Below are 24633 nucleotides of genomic sequence, written 5' to 3' on the forward strand. Positions count from 1 at the left end.
TTCGTGCGGGCGATGGCAATGCGCGTTAAAGCGCGTCGCGATCTTTCAGATTCGCTCCTCACGCTTTGGCTTCCCGCTTTCGGGATAGAGGCATGCTAGCGCGGCGGCACCGCGATGACGCCCGTGACCGCGCCGGCGTCGGTGACGAGCGTATAGGTCACGTCCGCGCCGGCCTCGCCGGTCCGCAGCGAGACCGGGACACGGAACGTGCCGTCCTCGCCCGCCTTTTCCGGCGTGCCGAGGACGAGGCTTTCGGTCCCGGCGACGAAAAGGTCGAGCGCGCGCACGCCGGCCGGCAGCACCGGCCGGATCACCACCGCCTTGTCGTCCGCCCTGGCGAGCGCGGCGGAGAAATCGGGCCGCGCCGGCGCGGGCAGGGCGGCGAAGGCGGCCTCGACCACGGCGGCGTCGGCCGGGTCGGCCATGCTGTTGCGCGGGTCGAACGACAGCGTCGCCTGGACCGGGATGCAGATCGTCTCGCAGACGCCGAGGAAGACGCTCGCCTCCAGCCGCGCCGGCGTCGTCGCGCCCTGCGGCAGCGCCATGGTCAGCGCCAGCGAGACCGGCTGGTCGTAGCCCGCCCACGCGGCGTAGCCGTCGTCGAAACGGCTTGGCGGCGGGAACCCGATCTCGACCGCCGCATCGGTCTCGCCCGCGAGCGCGGTCAGCGTCGGCGGCACACCCGCCGAGCCGGGGTCGAGCCAGTAGGTCTTCCAGCCGGGCTTCAGCCGGATTTCGAGCGCGCCGCGCAGCAAGCCGCCGGCATCGGGCTCGCCGCTGGTGACGATGCGGATCGAGCCGCCCTCGACATGGTGCCAGCCGCTCGACGCCGCGCCGGCGCCGCCGGCGCAGGCGAGAACGATGGACAATCCGGCCAGGAGGCTGGGCAGGAGGCGGGCGATCGACATCGCGCGAATGTGGAGCCAGCCGCGCGCTTTCGCAACAGCCCCGCGCTCGCGCGCCATCATAATTGCGTGAGACGCGGCAAGGGCCGTCCGTCCGGCGAAATCACCGTTCATGATGCCCTTTCGCGTCGGCGGGAAACACGCTAGCTTTCGTTTCATGGACCTGTTGGGCAAAAAGAAAGGCATGCCGCGCAGCGGCTTCCTCGACGACCAGTTCCTCATCGCCATGCCGGGCATGAAGGACGAGCGCTTCGCGCGTTCGGTGATCTATGTCTGCGCCCACAGCGAGGAAGGGGCGATGGGCCTGATCATCAACCAGGCGCAGCAGCTTCTCTTTCCCGACCTCCTGGTCCAGCTCGGCATCCTCGACGAGCGGCAGGCCATACGCCTGCCGGCCAAGACGCGCGACATCGTCGTGCGCCATGGCGGCCCGGTGGACCGCAGCCGCGGCTTCGTCCTGCACAGCGACGACTACACGGTCGAATCCTCGATGCCGGTCTCCGACGAGGTCTGCCTGACGGCGACGGTCGATATCCTCAGGGCGATCTCGGCCGGCAAGGGGCCGCGCCACGCGCTGATGGCGCTCGGCTATTCCGGCTGGGGGGCGGGGCAGCTCGAGCACGAGATCGCCGAGAACGGCTGGCTCACCTGCCCGGCCAATGTCGACCTGCTGTTCGATTCCGACATCGACCGGAAATACGACCGCATCCTCGCCTCGATCGGCATCAACCCGACGCATCTGAGCAGCGAGGCCGGGCACGCCTGAGCCGGGCCCGCCTTACGCCTTGACCAGCGGATACTGCTCCTTGAGCAGCCTGAGCGCCACGTCGGCCTGGATCGGCGGGCCGAACAGGAAGCTCTGGACGTATTCGCAGCCCATCTGGCGCAGCTCCAGCGCGTCGTTGTCGTCGGCGACGCCCTCGGCTACCACCGACAGGCCGAGCTCGTGCGCCATGCCGACCATGGAGCGCAGGAGCACCGAGCGCTTCGGGCTGGTGTCGTCGATGAAGCTCTTGTCGATCTTGATCGTGTCGAAGGGGAAGCGCGTGAGGTAGGCGAGCGAGGAATAGCCGGTGCCGAAATCGTCGAGCGACAGGCCGATGCCGATCTGGCGCAGCTTGGCGAGGATGTGGGCCGACTGCTCGGGATTGTCCATCACCAGCGATTCGGTCAGCTCCAGCCGGAAGCAACGCGGCTTGATGTTGGCGCGCGCCACCACCGAGCGCACGTCGCTGACGAGATCGCGGCGGATCAGCTGCCGGCTCGACAGGTTGACGGAAACCGACAGCGGCACCTCGCCGACCTGCTTCTGCCACATGGCGAGGTCGTCGGCCGCCTGCTGCATGGCGAACAGGCCGAGCGGGACGATGAGGCCGCAATTCTCGGCGACGGGGATGAAATCGGCCGGCGGGATGGGCCCGCGGCGCGGATGCTCCCAGCGCAGCAGCGCCTCGAAGCCGGCGATCGAGCGGTCCTCCAGCCGCACGATCGGCTGGTAGGCGAGGCGCAGCTCCTGCCGCTCCACGGCGCGGCGCAAGTCGGATTCGAGCTGGAGCCGGTCGGTGCCGACCGAGCGGAATGCCGGGCGGAACGGCTCGATGCGGTCGCCGCCGAAGCGCTTGGCCTGGTGCATGGCGAGTTCGGCGTCCTTGACCATCTCGCCGGCATTGGCGTGCGAGGCGGTCCACGAGGCGAGCCCGAGCGAGGCCGACAGCACGATCTCGCGCTTGGCGAACATGATCGGCGCGTTGATCGCCTTCTTCATCGCCTCGGCGACCGCGGCGACGCGGGTGGGTTCCTGCTCGGAGACGAGCAGCATGGCGAACTGGTCGCCACCGAAGCGCGACAGCGAATCCTGCGGCTTGAGCAGCCGATGCAGACGCCGCGCGATGGTGAGCAGGATGGTATCGCCGGCCGAGATGCCGAGGCCGTCATTGACCTGCTTGAACCGGTCGATGTCGACGACGATGACGGTCGGCCGCACGCTCTCGCCCGTCCGCGCGATGGAGATCAGCGCGTCCAGCCGGTCGAGGAACAGCTCGCGCGTCGGCAGGCCGGTCAGGTTGTCGTGGACGGCGTCGTGCAGCAGGCGCTCCTCGGCCTTCTTCTGCTCGGTCACGTCGACCAGCGTGCCGACGCAGCGGATGATCTCGCCGTCCGAGCCGATGATCGGCCGCGCCTTCAGCGTGAACCAGTGATAGTGCCCGTCGGCGCCGCGCATGCGGAAGGATTGCGACACGCGCCCGCGCCGGTGCTCCAGGATGACGTCGAGCGTGGTGCGGAACGTGTCCCGGTCCTCGGCATGCAGCGCCGGCAGCCAGTTGCGCGCCGGGCCGTGCAGGCTGCCCTGCGGCAGGCCGAGCTGGCGCGTGACGTCGGGCCGGGTGATGACGCGGTCGCGCAGCACGTCCCAGTCCCAGACCGTGTCGCCCGAGCCGGCGATGGCCAGCGCTTGCCGCTCCATGTCGCTGAACAGCCCCTGATGCAGCGCGCCGCCGGCGAAGGCGTGCTGCATGACGGTGAAGCCGATCAGCAGGATGATGAGCACCAGCCCGCCGCCGAGCGCCGGTTGGACGATGTCGTTGTCGAGCGCGCCGGTGACCGCCATCCACGAGCCGGCGAGCCAGACGAGGATCATCAGCCAGCTCGGCACCAGCATGATGGCGCGGTCATAGCCCCGCGCCGACAGGAAGGCGATGATGCCGAGGCCGACGACGGCGGTGAGCGCGAAGGAGAAGCGCGCGATGCCGGAGGCGACGGACGGGTCGAACAGCAGCACGCCCGACAGCGCGACCAGCGCCAGCACCCATGTGAACGCGCCGTAGCTGAAGTGGAGGTGCCAGCGGTTGAGGTTCAGATAGGTGTAGAGGAACACGACCAGCGTCGCGGCGAGCGCGATCTCGGTGCCGGCGCGCCACAAACGCTCCGAGCCGGCGGTGATCTCCAGCACCTGGTTCAGGAAGCCGAAATCGATGCAGATATAGGCCAGCACCGCCCATGACAGCGCCGCCGTCGCCGGGAACATCGACGTGCCCTTGACCACGAACAGGATGGTCAGGAACAGCGCCAGGAGGCCGGCGATGCCGATGACGATGCCGCGGAACAGCGTGTAGGAGTTCATCGTGTCCTTGTAGGCGTCCGGCTCCCACAGATAGACCTGCGGCAGCCGGGGCGAGGACAATTCGGCGATGAAGGTGACGATGGAGCCGGGGTTCAGCGTCACGAGGAAGATGTCGGCGTCGCGGCTCGCCTGCCGGTCGAGCGTGAAGCCCTCGCTCGGCGTGATGGCGGCGATGCGGTTGGAGCCGAGGTCTGGCCAGATCAGCCCCGAATTGACGAGGCGGTAGTGCGGCGCGACGATCAGCCGGTCGAGCTGGCGGTCGGTGGTGTTGGCGAGCGCGAACACGGCCCAGTCGCCGCTGGAGCGCTCGTCGAGCGCCTCGACCTCGATGCGCCGCACGATGCCGTCGATGCCCGGCGCGGTCGAGACCTGGAAGTTCTGGCCCTGGTTGCGGTAGATCTCGACGGCGCGCGACAGGTCGAGCGCGACGTCCTCGCGGGAAATCTTGATCGGCTCGATGGCGGAGGCCGGAAAGGAGAACACCAGAAGGAGAAGCGCCAGAAAGGCGCATGCGAGCCGTTGCCCCGTTCGCGTCGTCGCCGTCAACCGCCTAAGCCTCTCGTCTCGCTGGTGCCGGGCCCGGATCGCCGGCGACCCGCGCATAGATGTAGTGATCCTGCCAGACGCCGTTGATGCGCAGGTAGGACCGCAACAGTCCTTCCCGCTCGAATCCGGCTTTTTCAAGTACGCGGATCGAGCGCACATTGCCCGGAATACAGGCCGCTTCGATGCGGTGCAACCTCATGGTTTCGAAAGCGTGAACGACGAGCGTCCGCACGGCGTCCTGCATGTAGCCGCGTCCGGCATGGCGCTCGCCGGTCCAGTAGCCGATCTGCGCTGACTGCGCGACCCCGTAGCGGATGTTGCCAAGGGTGATGCCGCCGACGAGGCGGCCCGCCTCCTTCTCGAAGATGAGATAGGCGATGGCGATGCCGGCCTCGAAATCCTCGTGGTAGCGGCGCATGCGCCGCCGCCAGCCGGAACGGTCGAGCTCGTCGCCGGCCCAGCGAGGCTCCCACGGTTCGAGGAAGCCGCGGCTCTCGCGGCGCAGCGCCGACCAGGCGGAAAAGTCCGAATTTCGCGGCGCGCGCAGCCTTACCCGACTGCCCTCGAGTGCCGGCGGCTCGCGGCGAAGGAGGGGCAGCTTCAGCATGGCGCGCGGCCGAAGGATCAGACGGCGAGCTTGTGCCGCACCTGCGCGGGCGTCGATCCGCCGAGGCTGTCGCTGACCGCCTCGAAGGCCGGCAGGGCCGAGACGGGGCCGATGGCGGCAAGCGTCGGGCGCGTCGAGAACAGGCGCGAGGACAGATCCGTCAGGCGCTCGACCGTCAGCTTGGAGAGCCTGTCGACCAGCTCCTCGGTGGCGATGGGGCGGCCGAACAGCAGGAGCTGGCGCGCGATCTGCGAGGCGCGGGAGGCCGCGCTCTCGTGCGACATCATCAGGCCGGCGCGATACTGGGCGCGGGCACGGTTCAGCTCTTCCTCGGTGATGTCCTCGCCGGCGCGGCGCAGCTCGTTGACGATGACTGGCACCAGCTCGGCGATGTCCTCCCTGCCGGTGGCGGCATGGACGCCGAAGATGCCGGTGTCGGAAAAGCCCCAGTGGAAGGCGTAGACCGAATAGCAAAGGCCGCGCTTCTCGCGCACTTCCTGGAAGAGGCGCGAGGACATACCGCCGCCGAGGATCATCGACAGGACCTGGCTCGCGTAGAAGTCGCGCACGTGATAGGCGCGGCCCTCGAAGCCGAGCACGATCTGCGCGTCCATCAGGTCGCGGCCCTCGCGGAAATCGCCGCCGATATAGGTCGCGGTCTCGGGCGCGTCGGTGGTGGCGTGCGTGCGGAAGGCGCCCAGCCGCTTCTCGACCTCGCGGACGAAATCGTCGTGGGCGACGCCGCCGGCGGCGACCACCACCATGCGCTCGGCGCCGTACTGGCGCTGCATGAAGGCATGGAGCTGCGCCGAGGTGAAGGATTCGACCGTTTCCGGCGTGCCGAGGATCGAGCGGCCGAGCGCCTGGTCGCGGAACGCGGTCTCGGTGAAGCGGTCAAAGACGATGTCGTCGGGCGTGTCGTGCGCCGCGCCGATCTCCTGCAGGATGACGTGCTGCTCGCGCTCCAGCTCGTGCGGGTCGAACAGGGAATCGTTGAGGATGTCGGCGAGGATGTCGATGGCCAGCGGCATGTCGTCCTTGAGCACGCGGGCGTAGAAGGACGTGGTCTCGACGCTGGTCGCGGCGTTGATCTCGCCGCCGACATCCTCGATCTCGGAGGCGATCTTCCAGGCGCTGCGGCCGCTCGTGCCCTTGAAGGCCATGTGCTCGAGCAGGTGGGCGAGCCCGTGCTCGTCCCCGCGCTCGTCACGCGCGCCGGATTTGACCCAGACGCCGAGCGCCACGGATTCGATATGCGGCAACGTTTCCGTGGCGACCGTGAGGCCGTTGGACAGCCGGCTTACCTCAACACCCATTTTATCGTACTCAGCTCCCCGAACGCGATCCTGCCGCTCCCGACGCGGCTCTGGTCAGCCGGCTGATATGATCTTCCACCATTTTACGGTCGGATGGAAGCACGCTGTAACGCTCCTCGCGCTCCATCAGGTCGCCGAGCCATGCGGGCAGGGCCGGGCGCGTGCCTGAGGCTTCCTCGACCGCGGCGGGGAACTTGGCCGGATGGGCGGTGGATAGCACCACCATCGGCGTGCGGCCGTCCCCGGCCTTTCCCCGCGCCGCGTCGCGCGCGACCTTGACCGCGGTGGCGGTGTGCGGGTCGATCAGGTAGCCGGTGCCGGCGAGCACGGATTTGATCGTCGCCGCCGTCTCCTCCATGGTCGAGCGGCCGGCGTCGAAGTCGCGGCGGATCGCCTCCAGCGTCCCTTCGGGCACCGCGAAGCGGCCCGACTGCTTCAGCCCGTCCATGCAGCGGACGACGGCCTCGGCGTTGCGGCCCGAGGCCTCGTAGAGCAGGCGCTCAAAATTGGACGACACCTGGATGTCCATCGACGGCGAGGTGGTCTCGGTGACGCCGCGCGTCTCGTAGACGCCGGCGGCGAGGGTGCGCGCGAGGATGTCGTTGTCGTTGGTGGCGATGATGAGCCGCTCGATGGGCAGGCCCATGCGCCGCGCCGCGTAGCCCGCGAAGATGTCGCCGAAATTCCCCGTCGGCACGGTGAAGGAGACCGGACGGTCCGGCGCGCCGAGCGACAGGGCCGAGGAGAAATAATAGACGATCTGGGCCATGATCCGCGCCCAGTTGATCGAGTTGACGCCGGCGAGCGCGACACCGTCGCGGAAGGCATGGTGGTTGAACATGCCCTTCACGATGTCCTGGCAATCGTCGAAATTGCCTTCGAGCGCGATGGCATGGACGTTGCCGGCGCTTGACGTCGTCATCTGGCGCTGCTGGACCGGCGAGACGCGGCCATGCGGGAACAGGATGAAGATGTCGGTGCGGTCACGGCCGGCGAAGGCCTCGATGGCCGCGCCGCCCGTGTCGCCCGAGGTCGCGCCGGCGATGGTGGCCCGCTCGCCGCGCGCGGCCAGCACATGGTCCATCAGCCGCGCCAGGAGCTGCATGGCCACGTCCTTGAAGGCGAGCGTCGGCCCGTGGAACAGCTCGAGCACGAACTCGTTTGGCCCGGTCTGGATGAGCGGGCAGGTGGCGTCGTGGCGGAAGGTCGAATAGGCCTCGCGCACGATGCCGGCGAAGGTGCGCTCGTCGATCTCGCCGCCGAGGAACGGCGTCAGCAGCCTGACCGCGAGGTCGGGATAGGAAAGCCCCCTCAGGGCGCGGATCTCGTCGGGCGAGAGCTGCGGCCATTCGACGGGCACGTAGAGCCCGCCGTCGCGGGCCAGCCCCGCCAGCAGCACGTCGCAGAATCCCAGTTCGGGCGCGCCGCCCCTTGTGCTTATATAGCGCATGATAGTCCGTCCCGTTGCGCCGCCCGCGGCGCGGTCTTCGAAAAACCGCAATCGCGCGGTCGCCTTTTTACTGCGGCGTTGGTATAGAACGCCAGCTTTGCATGAGGGAAGTGCGGTTCATGGCATTTGTTCGCTTGAAGTCGGCCGGCCTTGCGGCGGCCTGTCTCGCGCTGGCGCTTTCGGGCTGCCAGTCGGGCGATACGCTCGGCGCGCTCAACATCGGCGGCGGCGGGCAGAGCCAGCCCCCGGCCGGGCAGGAGACGATCACCGCAGCCGAGCTGTTGGCCTATTGCCCGGCGGTGACGCTGGCCGCCGACAACGCGGTGCTCAATTCCTACCAGCGCGGCGGCGACGGTGACGCGTCGAAGCTCAGCTATCGCGCCGCCATCACCGACACGACGCGCAGCTGCACCTATGGCGGCGGCATGACCTCGATAACGATCGGCATCGCCGGTCGCCTCATTCCCGGCCCCGTGGGCGTTGCCGGGACGGTGCGCCTGCCGCTGCGCATCACCGTCTATCAGGACACGACGGAAATCCACACCCAGCGCTTCGACCATGACGTCGCCATCGCCGACACGGCCGGCGCGACCCAGTTCATCGTCGTCGACCGCAATTTCTCCATGCCCAACCCGACCTCGCGCAACGTGCGCGTCATCGTCGGCTTCGAGCCGGCGCCGAAGGGGCGCTAGCGCCTTCACGAGGTCCGGTGACGGGGCGATCACGCCCCGTCCGACCATTCCGACAGGGCGGCGATGACGGCGGGAAAATCCGCCCAGCGCCGGATCACCGTTTCCGCGCCGGCCTCCGTCAAGAGGTCGGCATGGCCGGGGTGGCTGTGCGAGCCACCGGTGAAGCCGATGACGCGCATGCCCGCCGCCCGCGCCCCGGCGATGCCATGGACGGAATCCTCGATCACGAAGGTGGCGCGCGCGTCGGCCGCCATCGTCTTGGCCGCGTGGAGGAAGATGTCGGGCGCGGGCTTCGGCCGCCCGTCCGGCAGGTCTGCGACCGAGAACACCGCGCCGGGGAAGAAGGGCAGGAGCCCGGCCCGCGTCAGCGTCAATTCCACCCGCGCCGTGCCCGAATTGGAGCAGACGCAGCGCTTGCCCTTGACGGACGCCACCGCCTCGCGCGCGCCGTCGATGGCCCGGACCTCGCGCGCCAGCCGCTGGTCGACCAGCCGCTCGACCTCGTCGAGCAGGGTAGCCTGGAAGGGAATGGCCGCCTCCTGCTCGATGCGCAGCATGATGTCCTTGAAGGTCAGGCCGGCATAGGTCTCGGCCAGTTCCTCCGGGGTGATGGCAAAGCCCGCCTTGGTCAGAATGTCGGCCTCGACCCGCGCGGCGATGATCTCCGAATCGGCCAGCACGCCGTCGCAATCGAAGATGACGAGTTCGGGTTGCGGCATCGGCGGGACCTTTCGGGACGATGGGCGGGACGGGGAAGCCGCGCGGCATACACCATGGTTCTCCGGACGGCAAATCGCGCCGGGCTTGCCGCACGGGAGATCGGGTAGGAAATCGGGCCGCGCTTCATTAAAAATTTACCGGAAAAGGTAACCATAACGGCGAGTTAAGAGTAACCCGCGTTCCCGGTGTACCCATGTCCGCTTCCCAGACAGCCTTGCGTCATCTCGATGGCCTTTCCCCCGCAGCGCCTGCCGCCGAGTGGCTGGACACGATCCTGAAAGGCGATTGCGTCGCCGCGCTGGAGCGGCTGCCGGAAAAATCAGTCGACGTCATCTTCGCCGACCCGCCCTACAATCTCCAGCTCGACGGCGACCTGCACCGGCCCGACCAGTCGAAGGTCGACGCGGTCGACGATGCCTGGGACCAGTTCGAGAGCTTCGCCGCCTACGACGCCTTCACCCGCGCCTGGCTGCTCGCCGCGCGCCGGGTGCTGAAGCCCAACGGCACCATCTGGGTGATCGGCTCCTACCACAACATCTTCCGCGTCGGCGCGATCATGCAGGATCTCGGCTTCTGGATCCTCAACGACATCGTCTGGCGCAAGACCAACCCGATGCCGAATTTTCGCGGGCGCCGCTTCCAGAACGCGCACGAGACGATGATCTGGGCCTCGCGCGATCCCTCAGCCAAGGGCTACACCTTCAACTACGAGGCGATGAAGGCGGCGAACGACGACGTGCAGATGCGCTCGGACTGGCTGTTCCCGATCTGCACCGGCAACGAGCGGCTGAAGGACGAGAACGGCATCAAGGTCCATCCCACCCAGAAGCCGGAGGCGCTCTTGGCGCGGGTGCTGCTTTCGTCGTCGAAGCCCGGCGACGTGGTGCTCGACCCGTTCTTCGGCACCGGCACCACCGGCGCGGTGGCGAAGAAGCTCGGCCGCCATTTCGTCGGCGTCGAGCGCGAGCAGGCCTATATCGACGCCGCGCTGGAGCGCATCGCCGAGGTCGAGCCGCTGGAGATGACCGCGCTCAAGATCATGACCGGCAAGCGCGCCGAGCCGCGCGTCGCCTTCGCCAGCCTGCTCGACAACGGGCTGATCCGGCCGGGCGCGGCGCTCCACGACGCGCGCCGCCGTTTCCGCGCCGTCGTGCGCGCCGACGGCACGCTGGAATGCGGCGACGTCGCCGGCTCGATCCACAAGGTCGGGGCGCAGGTGCAGGGCCTCGACGCCTGCAACGGCTGGACCTTCTGGCACTACGAGCGCCATGGCGGCCTGATGCCGATCGACGAGCTGCGCCGCATCGTGCGCCTCGGCATCGAGCGCGCGGGCGGCTAGAGCATTTTGCAGCCGGACGGAATCGTCCGGCGTCGCATAAATGCGGCGAAAGGAAAGAAGCTGAGCAGCGGAAGCCGCGTTCGTCAGAACGCCTGCTGCTCTAGAGCCCGAACCGCGCCAGATCGCTTTGAAGCGTCGGCGCGTCGGTGAACAGCACCGCCCGCCAGCCGGCGTTTCTTGCGCCCTCGACATTCTTCGCGCTGTCGTCGACGAACAGCGTCGCCGCCGGCTCGAGGCCGAACGTCTCGGCATGCAGGCGATAGATCGCCGCGTCCGGCTTGATGACGCCGGCCTCGCCCGAGACCGTCGCCCCGCGCGGCAGGGCGAGGAACGGGAAGATCGTGCGCGCCTCGGCGAAGGTATCGGCGGCGAAATTGGACAGCAGCGTCACGTCGTGCCCGGCCTCGACCAGCCGCGCGAGGATCGCTACCGTGTCGTCATAGGCGTGCGGCACCATCTCGCGCCAGTGGCGGCGGAAGGCGCGGATCAGCGCCTCGTGCTGCGGGTGCCGGTCGATCAGCAGCGCCTCGGCCTCGGGCCACGGCCGGCCGCGATCCTGCTCGACGTTCCATTCCGGCGTGCAGACTTCCGCGAGGAATTGCCGCCGCGCCGCCTCGTCCGGGATCAGCCGGCGGAACGGCAGCTCGGGGTCGTAATGGAGCAGCACCTTGCCGATGTCGAAGACGATGTGACGGATTTCAGTCATTCTTTCCTCCTCGGCGGTGGGGCAGGGCCGCCGCGATCGCCTTCTTCATGACCGTGGGCAGCGCCTCGCCGTCGAGATTGGCGGGGGGCGACCACCACCAGTCCTGCGGCGCAGCGAGGCCGGAAACCTCGGCCCGCCAGATGTCGAGCCGGAGCTCGAAATGGGTGAAGACATGGGCAATCGTGCCCGCCGGTCGCCAGTCGGCGGGGAAGGGCGCGGCCTCCGGGCCGGTCCCGCCGTCCTGACGCGCCGTCCACGCGCTCGTCGGAGGCTCGGCCATGCCGGCCAGCAGCCCGCTCCCGGCGCGCTTGCGCAACAGCACCGCCCCGTCGCCGCGCAGGGCGATGAAGGCCGCGCCGCGCCGCAGCGGCTTTTCCTTCTTCGGTGCCTTGACCGGATAGCGCTCGGGCTCGCCTTCGCCGAGCGCCGCGCAATCCTCGTTGACCGGGCACTGCATGCATTTCGGCCGTTTCGGCGAACACAGCGTCGCGCCGAGGTCCATCATCGCCTGCGCGAAGTCGCCCGGCCGGTCGGGCGGCAGCATCGCCTCGACATGCGCCCGGATCTCGCTCTTGGCGGCGGGCAGCGGCGTCGAGATGGCGCGAAGGCGCGACACGACGCGCTCGACATTGCCGTCCACCACCGCGGCCGGGCGGCCGAAGGCGATGGCGGCGACGGCCGCCGCCGTATAGGCGCCGATGCCGGGCAGGGCGCGCAAGGTCGCCTCGCTGTCGGGAAACCGCCCGCCATATGCTGCCGCGACCGTCTCGGCGCAGGCCTTGAGATTGCGGGCGCGCGAGTAGTAGCCGAGCCCCGCCCACGCCTTCATCACGTCGTCGGCCTCCGCCCCGGCCAGCGCCTCGACCGAAGGCCAGCGGGCGACAAAGCGTGCGAAATAGGGTTTCACCGCCTCCACCGTCGTCTGCTGGAGCATGATCTCCGAAAGCCAGACCCGGTAGGGATCGGGCCGCTCGCCGCGCGCGATCCGTGCCGGCGGCACCCGCCAAGGCAGGTCGCGATGGTGGGCGTCGTACCAGGCGAGCAGACGCGCCGCCACGCGCCCGGCCGCCACGCGCCCGCCTGCTTTGGAACCGCCGCTTTCGGTGCTAGTGTGCCTTGCCATGAACCCGTTCAGCCGGCCCGCAACGATGGAAGACCGCTCATGACAGGGAAACGCCGCAACGGCAATGCCGTGCCGGTCAGCGATCTGGCTTCCGGCATCCTCGATCCGGTGCTGCGCCGGCGCGCCGGCATCACCATCGGCCTCGTCCAGTCGTGGGACGAGATCGCCGGCGAGCGGCTGGCCGCGACGACGCGGCCGGAGAAGATCGCCTGGCCGCGCCGGATGCACGAGGACGACCCGTTCGAGCCGGGAACGCTGGTCGTCGCCTGCGAGGGCATGGCCGCGCTCCACCTCCAGCATGAGACGGGCGAGGTGATCGCCCGCGTCAACGCCTTCCTCGGCTTCGCCGCCATCGGCCGCGTGAAGATCGTCCAGAAGCCCGTCGCGGTCGCCGCGAAGCCGCGCCCGAAGCCGCGCGCCCTGACCGGCACGGAGGCCGCCCGCCTCGCCGGCATGGTGCGCCAGATCGAGGACGACGGCCTGCGGGAAGCCTTGGCGCGGCTGGGACGGTCGATGATGGGATCGTAGAGCGAATAGTGAGTAGTGAGTAGTGAGTAGTGAGTAGGGGAGAAAGGAGTCTCTTCGCTTCGAGGCGGTGCCGGCATCGCGCCTTCGGACCCGCCGCACCCACTACTCCCTACTCACTATTCGCTATTCCTCCTCCCTCCCTTCCCTCTTTTGTGAACGCTCCGTCGCCGCCCGCCCATTGGATTGGGGACAGATTTGCCTTAATTCGGCATCACGCTCGCCTTCGCGGCCGAAAAGGCTGCACAGTTCAATCCGTCATCAGGTGATTCGCATGATCCGCTCTGTCCCGCGCCGTACAGTTCTTGCCTTGCTCGCCGGCCTTCCGGCCGCGGCCCTGCTCGCGGCGTGCAGCGATTCCGGCAGTGGCGGCGCCGAGGCGCAGGCGCCGCAGGCACCGGCTCCCGAAGCGCCGGCGACGCCCGCACCGGCCACGCCGCCGGCGGCCGCCGCGCCCGCGCCCTCCGGCAAGGTTGACATGGCCAAGCTCCTGGAGGAGGGCGCGCTGCCGGAAAAGACGATCGGCAACGCCGACGCCCCCGTCACCATCGTCGAATACGCCTCGATGACCTGCGGCCACTGCGCCAATTTCCACAACGAGACACTGCCGGTGATCAAGGAACGCTACATCGACACCGGCAAGGCCCGGATGGTGTTCCGCGAGTTCCCGTTCGATCCGCGCGCCGAGGCCGGCTTCATGCTGGCGCGCTGCGCCGACGACAAGTATTTCGCCATGATCGACGTGCTGTTCAAGCAGCAGCGCAACTGGGCGGGGGTGGACAACGCCCGCGAGGCGCTGCTCCAGATCGCCCGTCTGGCCGGTTTTTCACAGGAAGCGTTCGAGGCCTGCTTGACCGACCAGAAGCTTCTGGAGGATGTGCGGGCGGTGCGTACGCGCGGCGCGACCGATTTCGGCATCGACGCGACGCCGACCTTCTTCATCAACGGCAACAAATATTCGGGGGCTTTGAAGGTTGACGAGATGTCGGCCATCATCGAAAGCCTGCTCTAGCGGCAGGGACGAGGGCAAGGCGAGGCGCGTGTCCCGCACCCTCCGGTGCGCCCCGTGCCGATGCGCGCGGGTGCGCGCATGAAATTCTCGCGCCTGCGCCTTCTCGGCTTCAAGTCCTTCGTCGAGCCCGGCGAGTTCGTCATCGAGCGCGGGCTGACCGGCATCGTCGGCCCCAATGGCTGCGGCAAGTCCAACCTCGTCGAGGCGCTGCGCTGGGTGATGGGCGAAAGCTCGTACAAGAACATGCGCGCGTCCGGCATGGACGACGTCATCTTCTCCGGCTCGGCCACGCGCCCCGCGCGCAACACCGCCGAGGTGACGCTGTTCCTCGACAATGCCGAGCGCACCGCGCCCGCCGCCTTCAACGACGCCGACGAGCTGCAGGTGTCGCGCCGCATTGAGCGCGAGGCCGGCTCGGTCTACCGCATCAACGGCAAGGAGGCCCGCGCCCGCGACGTGCAGCTTCTCTTCGCCGACCAGTCGACCGGCGCGCGCTCGCCGTCGATGGTCGGACAGGGGCGCATCGGCGAGCTGATCCAGGCGAAGCCCCAGGCGCGCCGCGCGCTGCTGGAGGAGGCCGCCGGCATCTCCGGCCTGCACACGCGCCGCCACGAGGCCGAGCTTCGCCTGCGCGCCGCCGAGCAGAACCTCGAACGGCTCGATGATGTGGTCGGCGAGCTGGAAAGCCAGATCGAGAGCCTGAAGCGGCAGGCGCGGCAGGCCTCGCGCTTCAAGAACCTGTCGGCCGAGATCCGCAAGGCCGAGGCGATCCTGCTGCATCTGCGCTGGAGCATCGCCAGGGACCAGGAGGCGGAGGCGAAATCGGCGCTGGCGCAGGCGACGACGCTGGTCGGCGACCGCGCCGCCGCCCAGATGCAGGCGGCGAAGGAGCAGGCGGTCAGTGCCCACCATCTGCCCGCCCTGCGCGAGGCGGAAGCGGCCGCCGCCGCCGCCTTGCAGCGCCAGACCATCGCCAAGGCGCAGATCGAGGAGGAGGCGCAGCGCGTGCGCGCCCGCGCCGCCGAGCTCGAGAAGCGGCTTGCCCAGTTCGACGCCGACATCGGCCGCGAGGAGCGCATGGTGCGCGACAACGCCGACGTGCTCGCCCGGCTCGACGAGGAAGAGCGCAGCCTGAATTCGGACAATGCCGGAGCGGCCGAGCGCGAAGCCGGGACACGGGCCGCGTTCGAGGAGGCCGTGGCCCGGCTCACCGCCAGCGAAGCCGCGCTCGCGGCGGTGACGGCCGAGAGGGCGGAGGCCGCCGCCGGCCGCGCCCAGATCGAGCGCGCGCTGCGCGACATCGCCGAGCGGCGCGAGCGCCTCGCGCGCCAGCTTGCCGAGATCGACCGCGAGATGGGCGAGATCGCCGGCCGGATCGCCGCCCTTGCCGACCCGGCCGAGAAGCGGGTCCTGCTCGATGAGGCGCAAGCCGCCGTCGAGGCGGCCGAGGAAGCCGCGCTCGCTGCCGAAGAGGCCGTTGCGAATGCGCGCGCGGCGGAAGCCGCCGCCCGCCCGCCGCTCGCCGAGGCGAAAGCCGAATTGCAGCGCATCGAGACCGAGTCGCGCACGCTGGCGAAGATGCTGAACGCCGGCGGCGGCGACCTCTTTCCCGCGGTTCTCGAGAAGATCAGGGTCGCGCGCGGCTACGAGACGGCGCTGGGCGCCGCGCTCGGCGAGGACCTTGACGTGCCGCTCGACCGCGCCGCGCCGGCTCATTGGGCGCAGGTCTCTGGCCACGACGACCCTGCGCTGCCAGCCGGCGCGCGGCCGCTCTCCGAGGTGGTCGACGCCCCGGCGCAGCTTGCCCGCCGGCTCGCCCAGATCGGCATCGTCGACGAGGCCGACGGGCCGCGCCTGCGCGCGGAGCTGAAGGCGGGGCAGCGCCTCGTCAGCGCCGGCGGCGCGCTGTGGCGCTGGGACGGGCTGACCGCCAGCGCCGACGCGCCGACCGCCGCGGCGCTGCGCCTGCAACAGAAGAACCGGCTGGCCGAGCTGGAGGCCGAGGCGACCGAGGCGACGCGGCTGGTGCGCGCGGCGGAAGCCGCGCTCGCCGGCGCGGAAACGCGGGTACGGCAAACGGTCGACGAGGAAAGGGCCGCGCGCGACGGCTGGCGCGAGGCGCAACGCCTTGCCGGCGAGGCGCGCGAGGCGCTGGCGCGAGCCGAGAAGGCGGCCGGGGAGCTGACCAGCCGCCGCGCCGCGCTCGAGGAATCGCGCGGCCGCGTGATGGAGGCGTTCGAGGAAGCCGAGGCCGGCCTCGCCGAGGCCGGGGAGGCGCTGGCCGCGACGCCCGACCTTTCCGAATTGCAGACGCGGCTCGACGCCCTCGCGCGCGACGTCGCCGAGGATCGCGCCCGGCTGGCCGACGCGCGCGCCGCCAATGAGGGCCTTGCCCGCGAGGCCGAGGCGCGCGCCCGCCGGCTCGCCGCCATCGCCGGCGAGCGCAAATCGTGGGTGGGCCGGGCCGAGAACGCCGACCGCCAGATCGCCTCGCTGCGCGAGCGCCGCGAGGAAGCCGCGGCCGAGCACGAGGCGCTGGCCGAGGCGCCGGACGAGATCGACGTGCGCCGCCGCGCGCTGCTGTCGCAGATCGCGCAATCGGAAGAGGCCCGCAAAGCCGCCGCCGACCGGCTGCAGGAGGCGGAGAACCGGCAGGCCGCCTTCGACAGGGCCGCGACCGACGCCATCCAGGCGTTGTCGCAGGCGCGCGAGGCCCGCGCCCGCGCCGAGGAGCGGCTGACCGCCGCCGACGAGCGGCGCAAGGAGGCGGAGGCCCGCATCCAGGAGGCGCTCGCCGTGCCTCCGCATCTCGTCCTGCGCCAGGCCGAGCTGGCGCCCGACGCGCCGCTGCCCGAGATGGCGCAGGTCGAGCGCGACCTGGAGCGGCTGAAGATCGAGCGCGAGCGGCTGGGCGCCGTCAATTTGCGCGCCGAGGAGGAGCAGAAGGAGCTGACCGAGCGCCACGAGACCATCGTCTCCGAGCGCGAGGACGTGATCGAGGCGATCCGCAAGCTCAGGCAGGCGATCCAGAGCCTCAACCGGGAAGGGCGCGAGCGTCTTCTCGCCGCCTTCGAGGTGGTCAACGCCCAGTTCCAGCGCCTGTTCACCCACCTGTTCGGCGGCGGCACGGCCGAGCTGCAACTGATCGAGTCGGACGACCCGCTGGAGGCGGGGCTCGAAATCCTCGCTCGCCCGCCCGGCAAGAAGCCGCAGACCATGACGCTGCTTTCCGGCGGCGAGCAGGCGCTGACCGCGATGGCGCTGATCTTCGCCGTGTTCCTGACCAATCCCGCGCCGATCTGCGTCCTCGACGAAGTCGACGCGCCGCTCGACGACCACAATGTCGAGCGCTTCTGCAACCTGATGGACGAGATGGCGGCCTCGACCGAGACGCGCTTCGTCGTCATCACCCACAACCCGATCACCATGGCGCGCATGGACCGGCTGTTCGGCGTCACCATGGCCGAGCAGGGCGTCAGCCAGCTCGTCTCGGTCGACCTCCAGACCGCCGAGCAGATGCGCGAGGCGGTGTGATCCGCCGCCGGAGCATTTCGCGGCCGCGCGGAAACGGCTGGAGCAATTCCGGCGAAGACCGGGTTGCCTCCGTTGCCCCATCTCCTTGTTTTTACGTAGTTCCGGACACTATACCGCTGCGCGCCTTTGCAGGAATTGCTCGGGCATCGCATATATGCGGCTGGATCGAATGGCTGAAGCGCCGGGCATTCCGCGACGAATGCCTGCTGCTCCGGTCCGCCTTCCCCTTCGTCCGAATCGGCGGCTCGCCCGCGTCAGGAGCATGGAATGTCTGAAGCCGAACCGGGGCACGCCGCGCTCGCCGTCCAGCTTTCCGGCGCGCTGAAGGAACTGCACAGGGCGCTGATCCGCTCCGAGATCGGCGACGACCCGGCGCTGCAGAACCCCTATACGATGCTGTTCGCGCTGATCGGCGATCCGCGCTTCGCCTGGATGGGGCCGCTGTCGCAGCTGATCGCCCGCATCGACCAGCAGGTCGCGGACGAGGAGATCGGGGACGCGGACATCCTCGCCGCGCTGCATGGCGAGGTCGCAGGCTTGACGGGTGCCGGCCTAACTGGGGGCAAGGGCGACGCCACCTTCCGCATGCGCCATGTCATGGCCTTGCAGAAGGAGCCGGAAGTGGGGCTGGCGACGGGCCGGCTGCGCAAGGTGCTGGCGAAGCTGCCGCCCCTTCCCGAGCCGGAGTGAGCCGACCCCGGTCCGAAACGCATCGCGATCCTTCCGCTTCGCCGCCCGCGCCCCAGTCTCCTGTTCGGCGCGAGTCCCGTCCCGAAACCGCCTCCCACTCCCGGGCGGCCTGCGTCAGAAGCTCCTGCCGTCGATGGCGATGCGCTTGACGGCGGAAAGGTCGATGCCTTCGAGGCAGCGTATGTTGATCGCCGCCGTCTCCGCGCCGTCGGGCGCGGTGCCGAGGCTGAACGGGGCGCAGCCGCAATCCGGGCAGAACCGGTGGTCGATGACGTGCCGGTTGAAGCGGTAGGATGACAGCGCGTCCACCGGCGTTCCGCTGCGCAGATGCGCGCGCGGCACGAACCAGAGCAGGAAGCCCTTACGGCCGCAATGCGAGCAGTTGCATTCCATCGCCTCGGCCGGCGCGCCTTCGACCTCGAACTTGACCTTGCCGCAGTGGCAGCTTCCCGAAACCATCGTCTCGCTCCGTTCGTTAAGGGCGCCCTCCGCGCACCTCTCTTTCTATCCACTCGACGGCAAGCGGAAAAGCCGCGCGGCAGCTCCGCGCCGAGGAAAGCGGCCTATTCGCTCCATACGGCGAGCTCGTTGCCGGCGGGGTCGGTGAAATGGAAACGCCGGCCGCTGGGAAAGGAAAAGATCGGCTTGACGATGGCTCCGCCCGCCGCCGTCACCGCGGCAAGCGTCCTTTCCAGATCCTGCGCATAAAGGACGGGCAGCGGCTTCGCTCCGCGCGCCACGGCGCCGTCGAAGCCGCCGTTCAGCCCCTCGTCGAAGGCGGCGTAGGACGGGCCGTAATCGGTGAAGCGCCAGCCGAACGCCGCCGCATAGAACGCCTTCACGCCCGCCAGCGCCCCGTCGCCGGCCTGCATCTCCAGATAGTCGAGCTTGCCGTCGGTTTTCATCTTTACATCCTCATATGTTCATGATTTGTTCCATATCATGATCGCGCTCGGATGCAAATGGATTTTCGCGACGCTGCTAATCGATTCAGTCGGGCGGCTGGGATCGTGGCTGCTTGCGTTCGCCGCCTTCGGGTCTTATCGCTCAGGCCTCGGCCGGGGGCGGGCCTATCCGGCCGCGGCGGCAAAAGGCAGGGAAGCGAGCATGACAAAGTGGGTCTACGGCTTCGGCGGCGGCAGCGCGGAAGGCAATGCCGGCGACAGGAACCTTCTCGGCGGCAAGGGCGCGAACCTTGCCGAAATGTGCAGCCTCGGGCTGCCGGTCCCGCCCGGTTTCACCATCACCACCGCCGTATGCTCGTGGTTTTACGCCAACGACCGCTCCTATCCGGCCGATCTCGAGGCGCAGGTCACGGCCGCGCTCGACCGGGTTGGCGAGATCACCGGCCGCCGCTTCGGCGATCCCGAGCGGCTGCTTCTGGTGTCCGTGCGCTCGGGCGCGCGCGCCTCGATGCCGGGCATGATGGACACCGTGCTCAATCTCGGCCTCAACGACCGCACCGTCGCCGCGCTGGCGCGCGATTCCGGCGACGAGCGCTTCGCCTATGACAGCTACCGCCGCTTCATCCAGATGTATTCCGACGTGGTGCTCGGCGTTGCCCACGAGCATTTCGAGGAGATTCTGGAGGACGAGAAGGCCCGGCGCGGCCACGACCTCGACACCGACCTCTCCGCCGCCGAGTGGCAGGAGATCATCGCGCTCTACAAGGCCAAGGTCGAGGAGGAGCTGGGCGCGCCGTTCCCGCAGGAGCCGCAGGAGCAGCTCTGGGGTGCCATCGGCGCCGTGTTCTCGAGCTGGATGACGCCGCGCGCGGTCACCTATCGCCGCCTGCACGACATTCCCGAGGACTGGGGCACGGCCGTCAACGTCCAGGCCATGGTGTTCGGCAATATGGGCGAATCGTCGGCCACGGGCGTCGCCTTCACCCGCAACCCCTCGACCGGCGAGAAGAAGCTCTACGGCGAGTTCCTCGTCAACGCCCAGGGCGAGGACGTCGTCGCCGGCATCCGCACGCCGCAGAACCTGACCGAGGAAGCCCGCATCGAGGCCGGCTCCGACAAGCCGTCGATGGAGAAGGCGATGCCTGAAGCGTTCGCCGCCTTCGTCGAGATCGCCGACCGGCTGGAGCGGCACTATCGCGACATGCAGGACATGGAGTTCACCATCGAGCGCGGCCGGCTGTGGATGCTGCAGACGCGCTCCGGCAAGCGCACGGCCAAGGCCGCGCTTAAGATCGCGGTCGAGATGGTGGCCGAGGGCCTGATCGGCAAGGAGGAGGCGGTGCTGAGGGTCGATCCCGCCTCGCTCGACCAGCTCCTCCACCCGACCATCGATCCCAAGGCGAACCGCGACGTCATCGGCGTCGGCCTGCCGGCATCGCCCGGCGCCGCGACCGGCGAGATCGTCTTCACCTCGGACGAGGCCGAGGAGATGCGCGCCCAGAACCGCAAGGCGATTCTCGTGCGCGTCGAGACCAGCCCCGAGGACATCCACGGCATGCATGCCGCCGAAGGCATCCTGACGACGCGCGGCGGCATGACCAGCCACGCGGCCGTGGTGGCGCGCGGCATGGGCAAGCCCTGCGTCTCGGGCGCGGGCTCGCTCCGGGTCGACTACAAGGCCGGCACGTTGACCGCCCTCGGCCGCACCTTCCGGCGCGGCGAGGTCATCACCATCGACGGCGCCACCGGGCAGGTGCTGAAGGGCGCGGTGCCGATGCTCCAGCCCGAGCTCTCGGGCGACTTCGCCGCGATCATGGAATGGGCCGACGAGACAAGGCGGATGAAGGTGCGCACCAATGCCGAGACGCCGGCCGACGCGCGCATGGCGCGCTCCTTCGGCGCCGAGGGCATCGGCCTGTGCCGCACCGAGCACATGTTCTTCGACGACGAGCGCATCGTCGCCGTGCGCGAGATGATCCTGTCCGACGTCGAGAAGGACCGCCGCGCCGCGCTCGCCAAGCTCCTGCCGATGCAGCGCGGCGACTTCCGCGAGCTGTTCGAGATCATGGCCGGCCTGCCGGTGACGATCCGCCTGCTCGATCCGCCGCTGCACGAGTTCCTGCCCAAGACCGAAGCCGAGATCGACGAGGTCGCGGCCGCCATGGGCGTCTCGGCCGACAGGCTGCGCCAGCGCACCGAGGCGCTGCACGAGTTCAACCCGATGCTCGGCCATCGCGGCTGCCGCCTCGCCGTCTCCTATCCCGAGATCGCCGAGATGCAGGCGCGCGCCATCTTCGAGGCGGCGGTCGAGGCGGGCAGGAGCACCGGCAGCCCGGTGGTGCCGGAGATCATGGTGCCGCTGGTCGGCATCATGAAGGAGCTCGACTTCGTCAAGGCGCGCATCGACGCGGTGGCGCAGGCGGTGATGAAGGAGAGCGGCACCACCATCGACTACATGGTCGGAACGATGATCGAGCTGCCGCGCGCCGCGATCCGCGCCGACGCCATCGCCGCGTCCGCCGAGTTCTTCTCCTTCGGAACCAACGACCTGACGCAGACCACGTTCGGCATCAGCCGCGACGACGCCTCGTCCTTCCTCGAGACCTATCGCCAGAAGGGGATCATCGAGCGCGACCCGTTCGTCACCCTTGACGTCGAGGGCGTCGGCGAGCTGGTGCGCATCGCCGCCGACAAGGGCAGGGCCGCGCGCCCCGGCATCAAGCTCGGCATCTGCGGCGAGCATGGCGGCGACCCGGCCTCGATCGCCTTCTGCGAGGAGGTGGGCCTCGACTACGTGTCCTGCTCACCCTTCCGCGTCCCCATCGCCCGGCTCGCTGCCGCGCAGGCGGCGGCGCGCAGGCGCTAGCTTTACGGCCGGGCGGCTCCGCCCGGCGTTGCATGGCTGCGGCAAAGGAAGGCAGGCCGAAACAACGGAGGAGCTGCGGCCGCCGCTGAAGCGCTCGCTGCTCCGGCGCACGCCTCCCGAAGCCGGAACCGGCTTCGGGATAGGACACGCGGGGGAATGAAGCGCGGGGAGCCAAACCGGAAGACCGCGATGTATCTTGGCGCGGCCTGCGGCCGGAAGGCTTCGTTCGACATCGCGTGAATGCGGCCGGATTTGACGCGTGGAGCCGTAGCGACCCTCGCCGCAATGCCACCGCTCCGGGCGTCCGCGCGGGTGCGGCCGGCATCCTTGCATTAACCCTGGAAGCGGGATCGGCTACAGTTGCCGCGCCCGACGTGGTAGTGCCTCCCGTCCGGGCCGGCCAGGCCGGCCGGTGGAAGGATGCCTGTTGCATGGAGCCGACAAGAAGGGACATTCTCGCCCTGGGGCTGGCCGCCGGCGCCTGTGCGGCGGTGGGCGGCGCGGCGCATGCCGGGCCTGCGGCCCGGCCGGTTCCCTTCGGCGCGGCGGTCTATCTGCCGGACCTCGAGGCCGATCCCCGGCTGGGCGCGGCGATCGCCGCCCGCTGCCAGCGCGTCACCCCGGTCAACGAGCTGAAATGGACCTACAGCCGCCCCGACCCCGACGCGTTCGACTTCGCCGCCGGCGACCGCATCGCCGATTTCGCCCGTGCCAACGGCCTCGCCATGCACGGCCACACGCTGGTCTGGTATGCCGAGCTTCCCGACTGGGTGAATGCGCTCTCCAGCGCGGCCGAGGCCGAGGCGGCGCTGGCGAAGCACATCGAGACGACCATGCTGCGCTATCGCGACGTCGCGCGCAGCTGGGACGTCGTCAATGAGCCCATCCCCGACGTCGTGCGCCGGCCGACCGACCGGCGCGACAGCCCGTGGCGGGCCTTGCTCGGCGATGGCTACATCGAGCGCGCCTTCCGGCTCGCCCATGAAATCGACCCCGACGCGCAGCTCGTCATCAACGAATACGACGTCGAGCACGCGACCGAGTATTTCCCGGCCAAGCGGCGCGCCTTCGCCCACCTGATCCGCGAGCTGGTGGAGAAGGACGTGCCCGTCCACGCCGTCGGCCTGCAGGGCCATCTGCGCGGCGGCGTACCGATCGACAGCGAGGAGCTCGCCGAATTCGTCGCCGAGATGCGCGGGCTCGGCCTGAAAATCCTCGTCACCGAGCTCGACGTCATCGACGCGGCCCTGCCGACGCCGATCGAGGAGCGCGACGTGCTCGTCGCCCGGCAGGTCGAGGAATTCCTCGAGGCCGTCACCTCGTCCGGGCCGCTCGATTCGATCACCACCTGGGGGCTGACGGACAGGTTCACCTGGATAGGCTGGGCCTACAAGCGCATCGACGGCACCGGCAACCGCCCCCTGCCGCTCGACGCGGACTATCGACCCAAGCTCATGCTCGACGTGATCGAGCGGTTCCGGAGAGTGGCGTGACGGAGACCTCGAAGACGCGGGTGCGCGCGGCGCTCCAGATCAACATGCATCCCTTCGATGCGCCGCATGTCGTCCACACCCTGCCGCACCAGCTGCGCGCGTGGTCGGGGCAGGTGGACCGCGTCCTCGTCACCGTCGACACGCGGCTGGCCAATGCCGGGCGCTATCGCGCCGACCGCTACGAGGAGGCGCGGGAGGCCCTGTTCGCCCAGCTCGAGGCGATGCGCAAGGACCATCCCGCCCTCGTCGTCGATCCTGTCTCCTACGACAGGCAAACGCGCGCCGAGATCGGCCGCGCCTTCTTCTCGACGACGCCCGACTGGCCGGACCGGGCCTTCGACGGCGGGCCGTTCTACGTCTATTTCCACGGCCTTCACCGCGCCGACGCCGATTACGTGCTGCACATGGACAGCGACATGCTGTTCGGCGGCGGCAGCCAGACGTGGATCGACGAGGCGGTCGCGCTGCTCGAAAGGCGGCCGGACGCGCTGTTCGTCGGGCCGTTCCCCGGCCCGCCCCGCGCCGACGGCAGCCTCGACCCGGCGGTCCATGCCGGCTTTCCCGGCCTCTCCGGGGTGGCGGCGCCGGCGCGGCTCGACGAGCCCGCGCCCGCCTATTGCTTCTCCACCGTTTCGACGCGCATCTTCATGATGGACATGCGCCGGTTCGCCGCGCGCATCGGCGCGCTCGATCTCGTGCGCCCCGATCTGAAGCGCCGGCTGCGCGCCCGCGCCTATGACGAGACGCCGCGCTCCATGCCAGCCGAGGAGGTGCTGAGCGCCAACCTCGCCGCCCGCGGCCTGTCGCGTATCGACTATCTCGGCGAGGGCGCCGGCATGTACTCGCTGCACCCGCCCTATCGCATGCCCGAATTCTACGCGCGCCTGCCCGAGCTCATCGCCCGCATCGAGCGCGGCGACATCCCCGAGGGACAGCGCGGCAATTTCGACATCAACGCGTCGATGATCGACTGGTCTGTCGCGCTCGAAGCCAAGCGCCCCGCCGTGCGCTACCGCAAGGCGCTCCAGCAGTTGCTGCGGGTGCAGGCTGGCCGCTTCCGGCGCGCCTGAAATCCGCGCCCGT

20 protein-coding genes are annotated in these 24633 nt (G+C 69.5%); 10 read left to right on the forward strand and 10 right to left on the reverse strand.

Going from position 1 to position 24633, the window contains the following annotated elements:
• Window positions 1-95: 95 nt before the first annotated feature.
• Window positions 96-1019, reverse strand: a complete 924-nt coding sequence (locus tag M9945_RS07350; protein WP_367943997.1) for a protein-disulfide reductase DsbD domain-containing protein — start codon at window positions 1017-1019, stop codon at window positions 96-98.
• Window positions 1020-1062: 43 nt separating this feature from the next.
• Here M9945_RS07350 and M9945_RS07355 point away from each other — a divergent pair, with 43 nt between their 5' ends.
• A complete protein-coding gene (locus M9945_RS07355; RefSeq protein ID WP_367928185.1) occupies window positions 1063-1671 on the forward strand; it encodes a YqgE/AlgH family protein in 609 nt (202 codons plus the stop codon).
• A gap of 12 nt (window positions 1672-1683) precedes the next feature.
• On the opposite strand, the gene M9945_RS07360 is transcribed toward M9945_RS07355, so the two are convergent.
• From M9945_RS07360 to thrC, 4 genes are read right to left on the reverse strand one after another with little or no spacing between them, the layout of a single operon-like run.
• Complete coding sequence (locus tag M9945_RS07360) at window positions 1684-4527, reverse strand: putative bifunctional diguanylate cyclase/phosphodiesterase (protein WP_367944791.1); 2844 nt, start codon at window positions 4525-4527, stop codon at window positions 1684-1686.
• A 49-nt stretch (window positions 4528-4576) separates the two neighbouring features.
• Window positions 4577-5179: a GNAT family N-acetyltransferase gene (locus M9945_RS07365; protein ID WP_367943998.1), complete on the reverse strand. Its 603-nt coding sequence runs from the start codon at window positions 5177-5179 to the stop codon at window positions 4577-4579.
• A gap of 17 nt (window positions 5180-5196) precedes the next feature.
• Entirely contained in the window at window positions 5197-6495 is a 1299-nt protein-coding gene (locus M9945_RS07370) for a M16 family metallopeptidase (protein ID WP_367943999.1), read from the reverse strand.
• 10 nt (window positions 6496-6505) lie between these two features.
• A complete protein-coding gene (gene thrC, locus M9945_RS07375) occupies window positions 6506-7945 on the reverse strand; it encodes a threonine synthase (RefSeq protein ID WP_367944000.1) in 1440 nt (479 codons plus the stop codon).
• A 119-nt stretch (window positions 7946-8064) separates the two neighbouring features.
• On the opposite strand from thrC, the gene M9945_RS07380 reads away from it, so the two are divergent.
• Window positions 8065-8637, forward strand: coding sequence for a hypothetical protein (locus tag M9945_RS07380; RefSeq protein ID WP_367944001.1), 573 nt, complete (start codon window positions 8065-8067; stop codon window positions 8635-8637).
• A gap of 29 nt (window positions 8638-8666) precedes the next feature.
• On the opposite strand, the gene M9945_RS07385 is transcribed toward M9945_RS07380, so the two are convergent.
• Window positions 8667-9356: an HAD family hydrolase gene (locus tag M9945_RS07385; protein ID WP_367944002.1), complete on the reverse strand. Its 690-nt coding sequence runs from the start codon at window positions 9354-9356 to the stop codon at window positions 8667-8669.
• 194 nt (window positions 9357-9550) lie between these two features.
• Between M9945_RS07385 and M9945_RS07390 the strand changes: the two genes are divergently transcribed.
• Window positions 9551-10696: a site-specific DNA-methyltransferase gene (locus M9945_RS07390; RefSeq protein ID WP_367944003.1), complete on the forward strand. Its 1146-nt coding sequence runs from the start codon at window positions 9551-9553 to the stop codon at window positions 10694-10696.
• A gap of 100 nt (window positions 10697-10796) precedes the next feature.
• Here M9945_RS07390 and M9945_RS07395 read toward each other — a convergent pair whose 3' ends face one another.
• Complete coding sequence (locus M9945_RS07395; protein WP_367944004.1) at window positions 10797-11402, reverse strand: HAD family hydrolase; 606 nt, start codon at window positions 11400-11402, stop codon at window positions 10797-10799.
• Window positions 11395-12525 (reverse strand): A/G-specific adenine glycosylase, encoded by a 1131-nt coding sequence (gene mutY / locus M9945_RS07400; protein ID WP_367944005.1) that lies wholly within the window; start codon window positions 12523-12525, stop codon window positions 11395-11397. The genes M9945_RS07395 and mutY overlap by 8 nt, the downstream gene beginning before the upstream one ends.
• A gap of 39 nt (window positions 12526-12564) precedes the next feature.
• Between mutY and M9945_RS07405 the strand changes: the two genes are divergently transcribed.
• The 4 genes from M9945_RS07405 to M9945_RS07420 all read left to right on the forward strand — a co-directional run bounded on the left by M9945_RS07405 (window position 12565) and on the right by M9945_RS07420 (window position 18286).
• Window positions 12565-13053, forward strand: coding sequence for a DUF721 domain-containing protein (locus M9945_RS07405; RefSeq protein ID WP_367928176.1), 489 nt, complete (start codon window positions 12565-12567; stop codon window positions 13051-13053).
• A 271-nt stretch (window positions 13054-13324) separates the two neighbouring features.
• Window positions 13325-14062 carry a DsbA family protein gene (locus M9945_RS07410; protein WP_367944006.1) on the forward strand — a complete coding sequence of 246 codons (738 nt, stop codon included), beginning with the start codon at window positions 13325-13327 and terminating at the stop codon, window positions 14060-14062.
• Window positions 14063-14140: 78 nt separating this feature from the next.
• Window positions 14141-17596: a chromosome segregation protein SMC gene (gene smc / locus M9945_RS07415; RefSeq protein ID WP_367944007.1), complete on the forward strand. Its 3456-nt coding sequence runs from the start codon at window positions 14141-14143 to the stop codon at window positions 17594-17596.
• 267 nt (window positions 17597-17863) lie between these two features.
• Window positions 17864-18286, forward strand: a complete 423-nt coding sequence (locus M9945_RS07420) for a hypothetical protein (RefSeq protein ID WP_367928173.1) — start codon at window positions 17864-17866, stop codon at window positions 18284-18286.
• A 114-nt stretch (window positions 18287-18400) separates the two neighbouring features.
• Here M9945_RS07420 and M9945_RS07425 read toward each other — a convergent pair whose 3' ends face one another.
• Both M9945_RS07425 and M9945_RS07430 read right to left on the reverse strand, forming a co-directional pair.
• Entirely contained in the window at window positions 18401-18745 is a 345-nt protein-coding gene (locus M9945_RS07425) for a GFA family protein (protein WP_367944008.1), read from the reverse strand.
• 104 nt (window positions 18746-18849) lie between these two features.
• Window positions 18850-19191, reverse strand: coding sequence for a VOC family protein (locus M9945_RS07430; RefSeq protein ID WP_367944009.1), 342 nt, complete (start codon window positions 19189-19191; stop codon window positions 18850-18852).
• A gap of 202 nt (window positions 19192-19393) precedes the next feature.
• Between M9945_RS07430 and ppdK the strand changes: the two genes are divergently transcribed.
• The 3 genes from ppdK (at window position 19394) to M9945_RS07445 (ending at window position 24620) form a co-directional block, all read left to right on the forward strand.
• Entirely contained in the window at window positions 19394-22057 is a 2664-nt protein-coding gene (gene ppdK, locus M9945_RS07435) for a pyruvate, phosphate dikinase (RefSeq protein WP_367944010.1), read from the forward strand.
• Window positions 22058-22488: 431 nt separating this feature from the next.
• Entirely contained in the window at window positions 22489-23550 is a 1062-nt protein-coding gene (locus M9945_RS07440; protein WP_367944011.1) for an endo-1,4-beta-xylanase, read from the forward strand.
• A 44-nt stretch (window positions 23551-23594) separates the two neighbouring features.
• Window positions 23595-24620, forward strand: coding sequence for a glycosyltransferase family 2 protein (locus M9945_RS07445; RefSeq protein ID WP_367944792.1), 1026 nt, complete (start codon window positions 23595-23597; stop codon window positions 24618-24620).
• Window positions 24621-24633: the final 13 nt, after the last annotated feature.

The organism is Aquamicrobium sp., from assembly GCF_023954335.1.
GTDB lineage: Bacteria > Pseudomonadota > Alphaproteobacteria > Rhizobiales > Rhizobiaceae > Aerobium.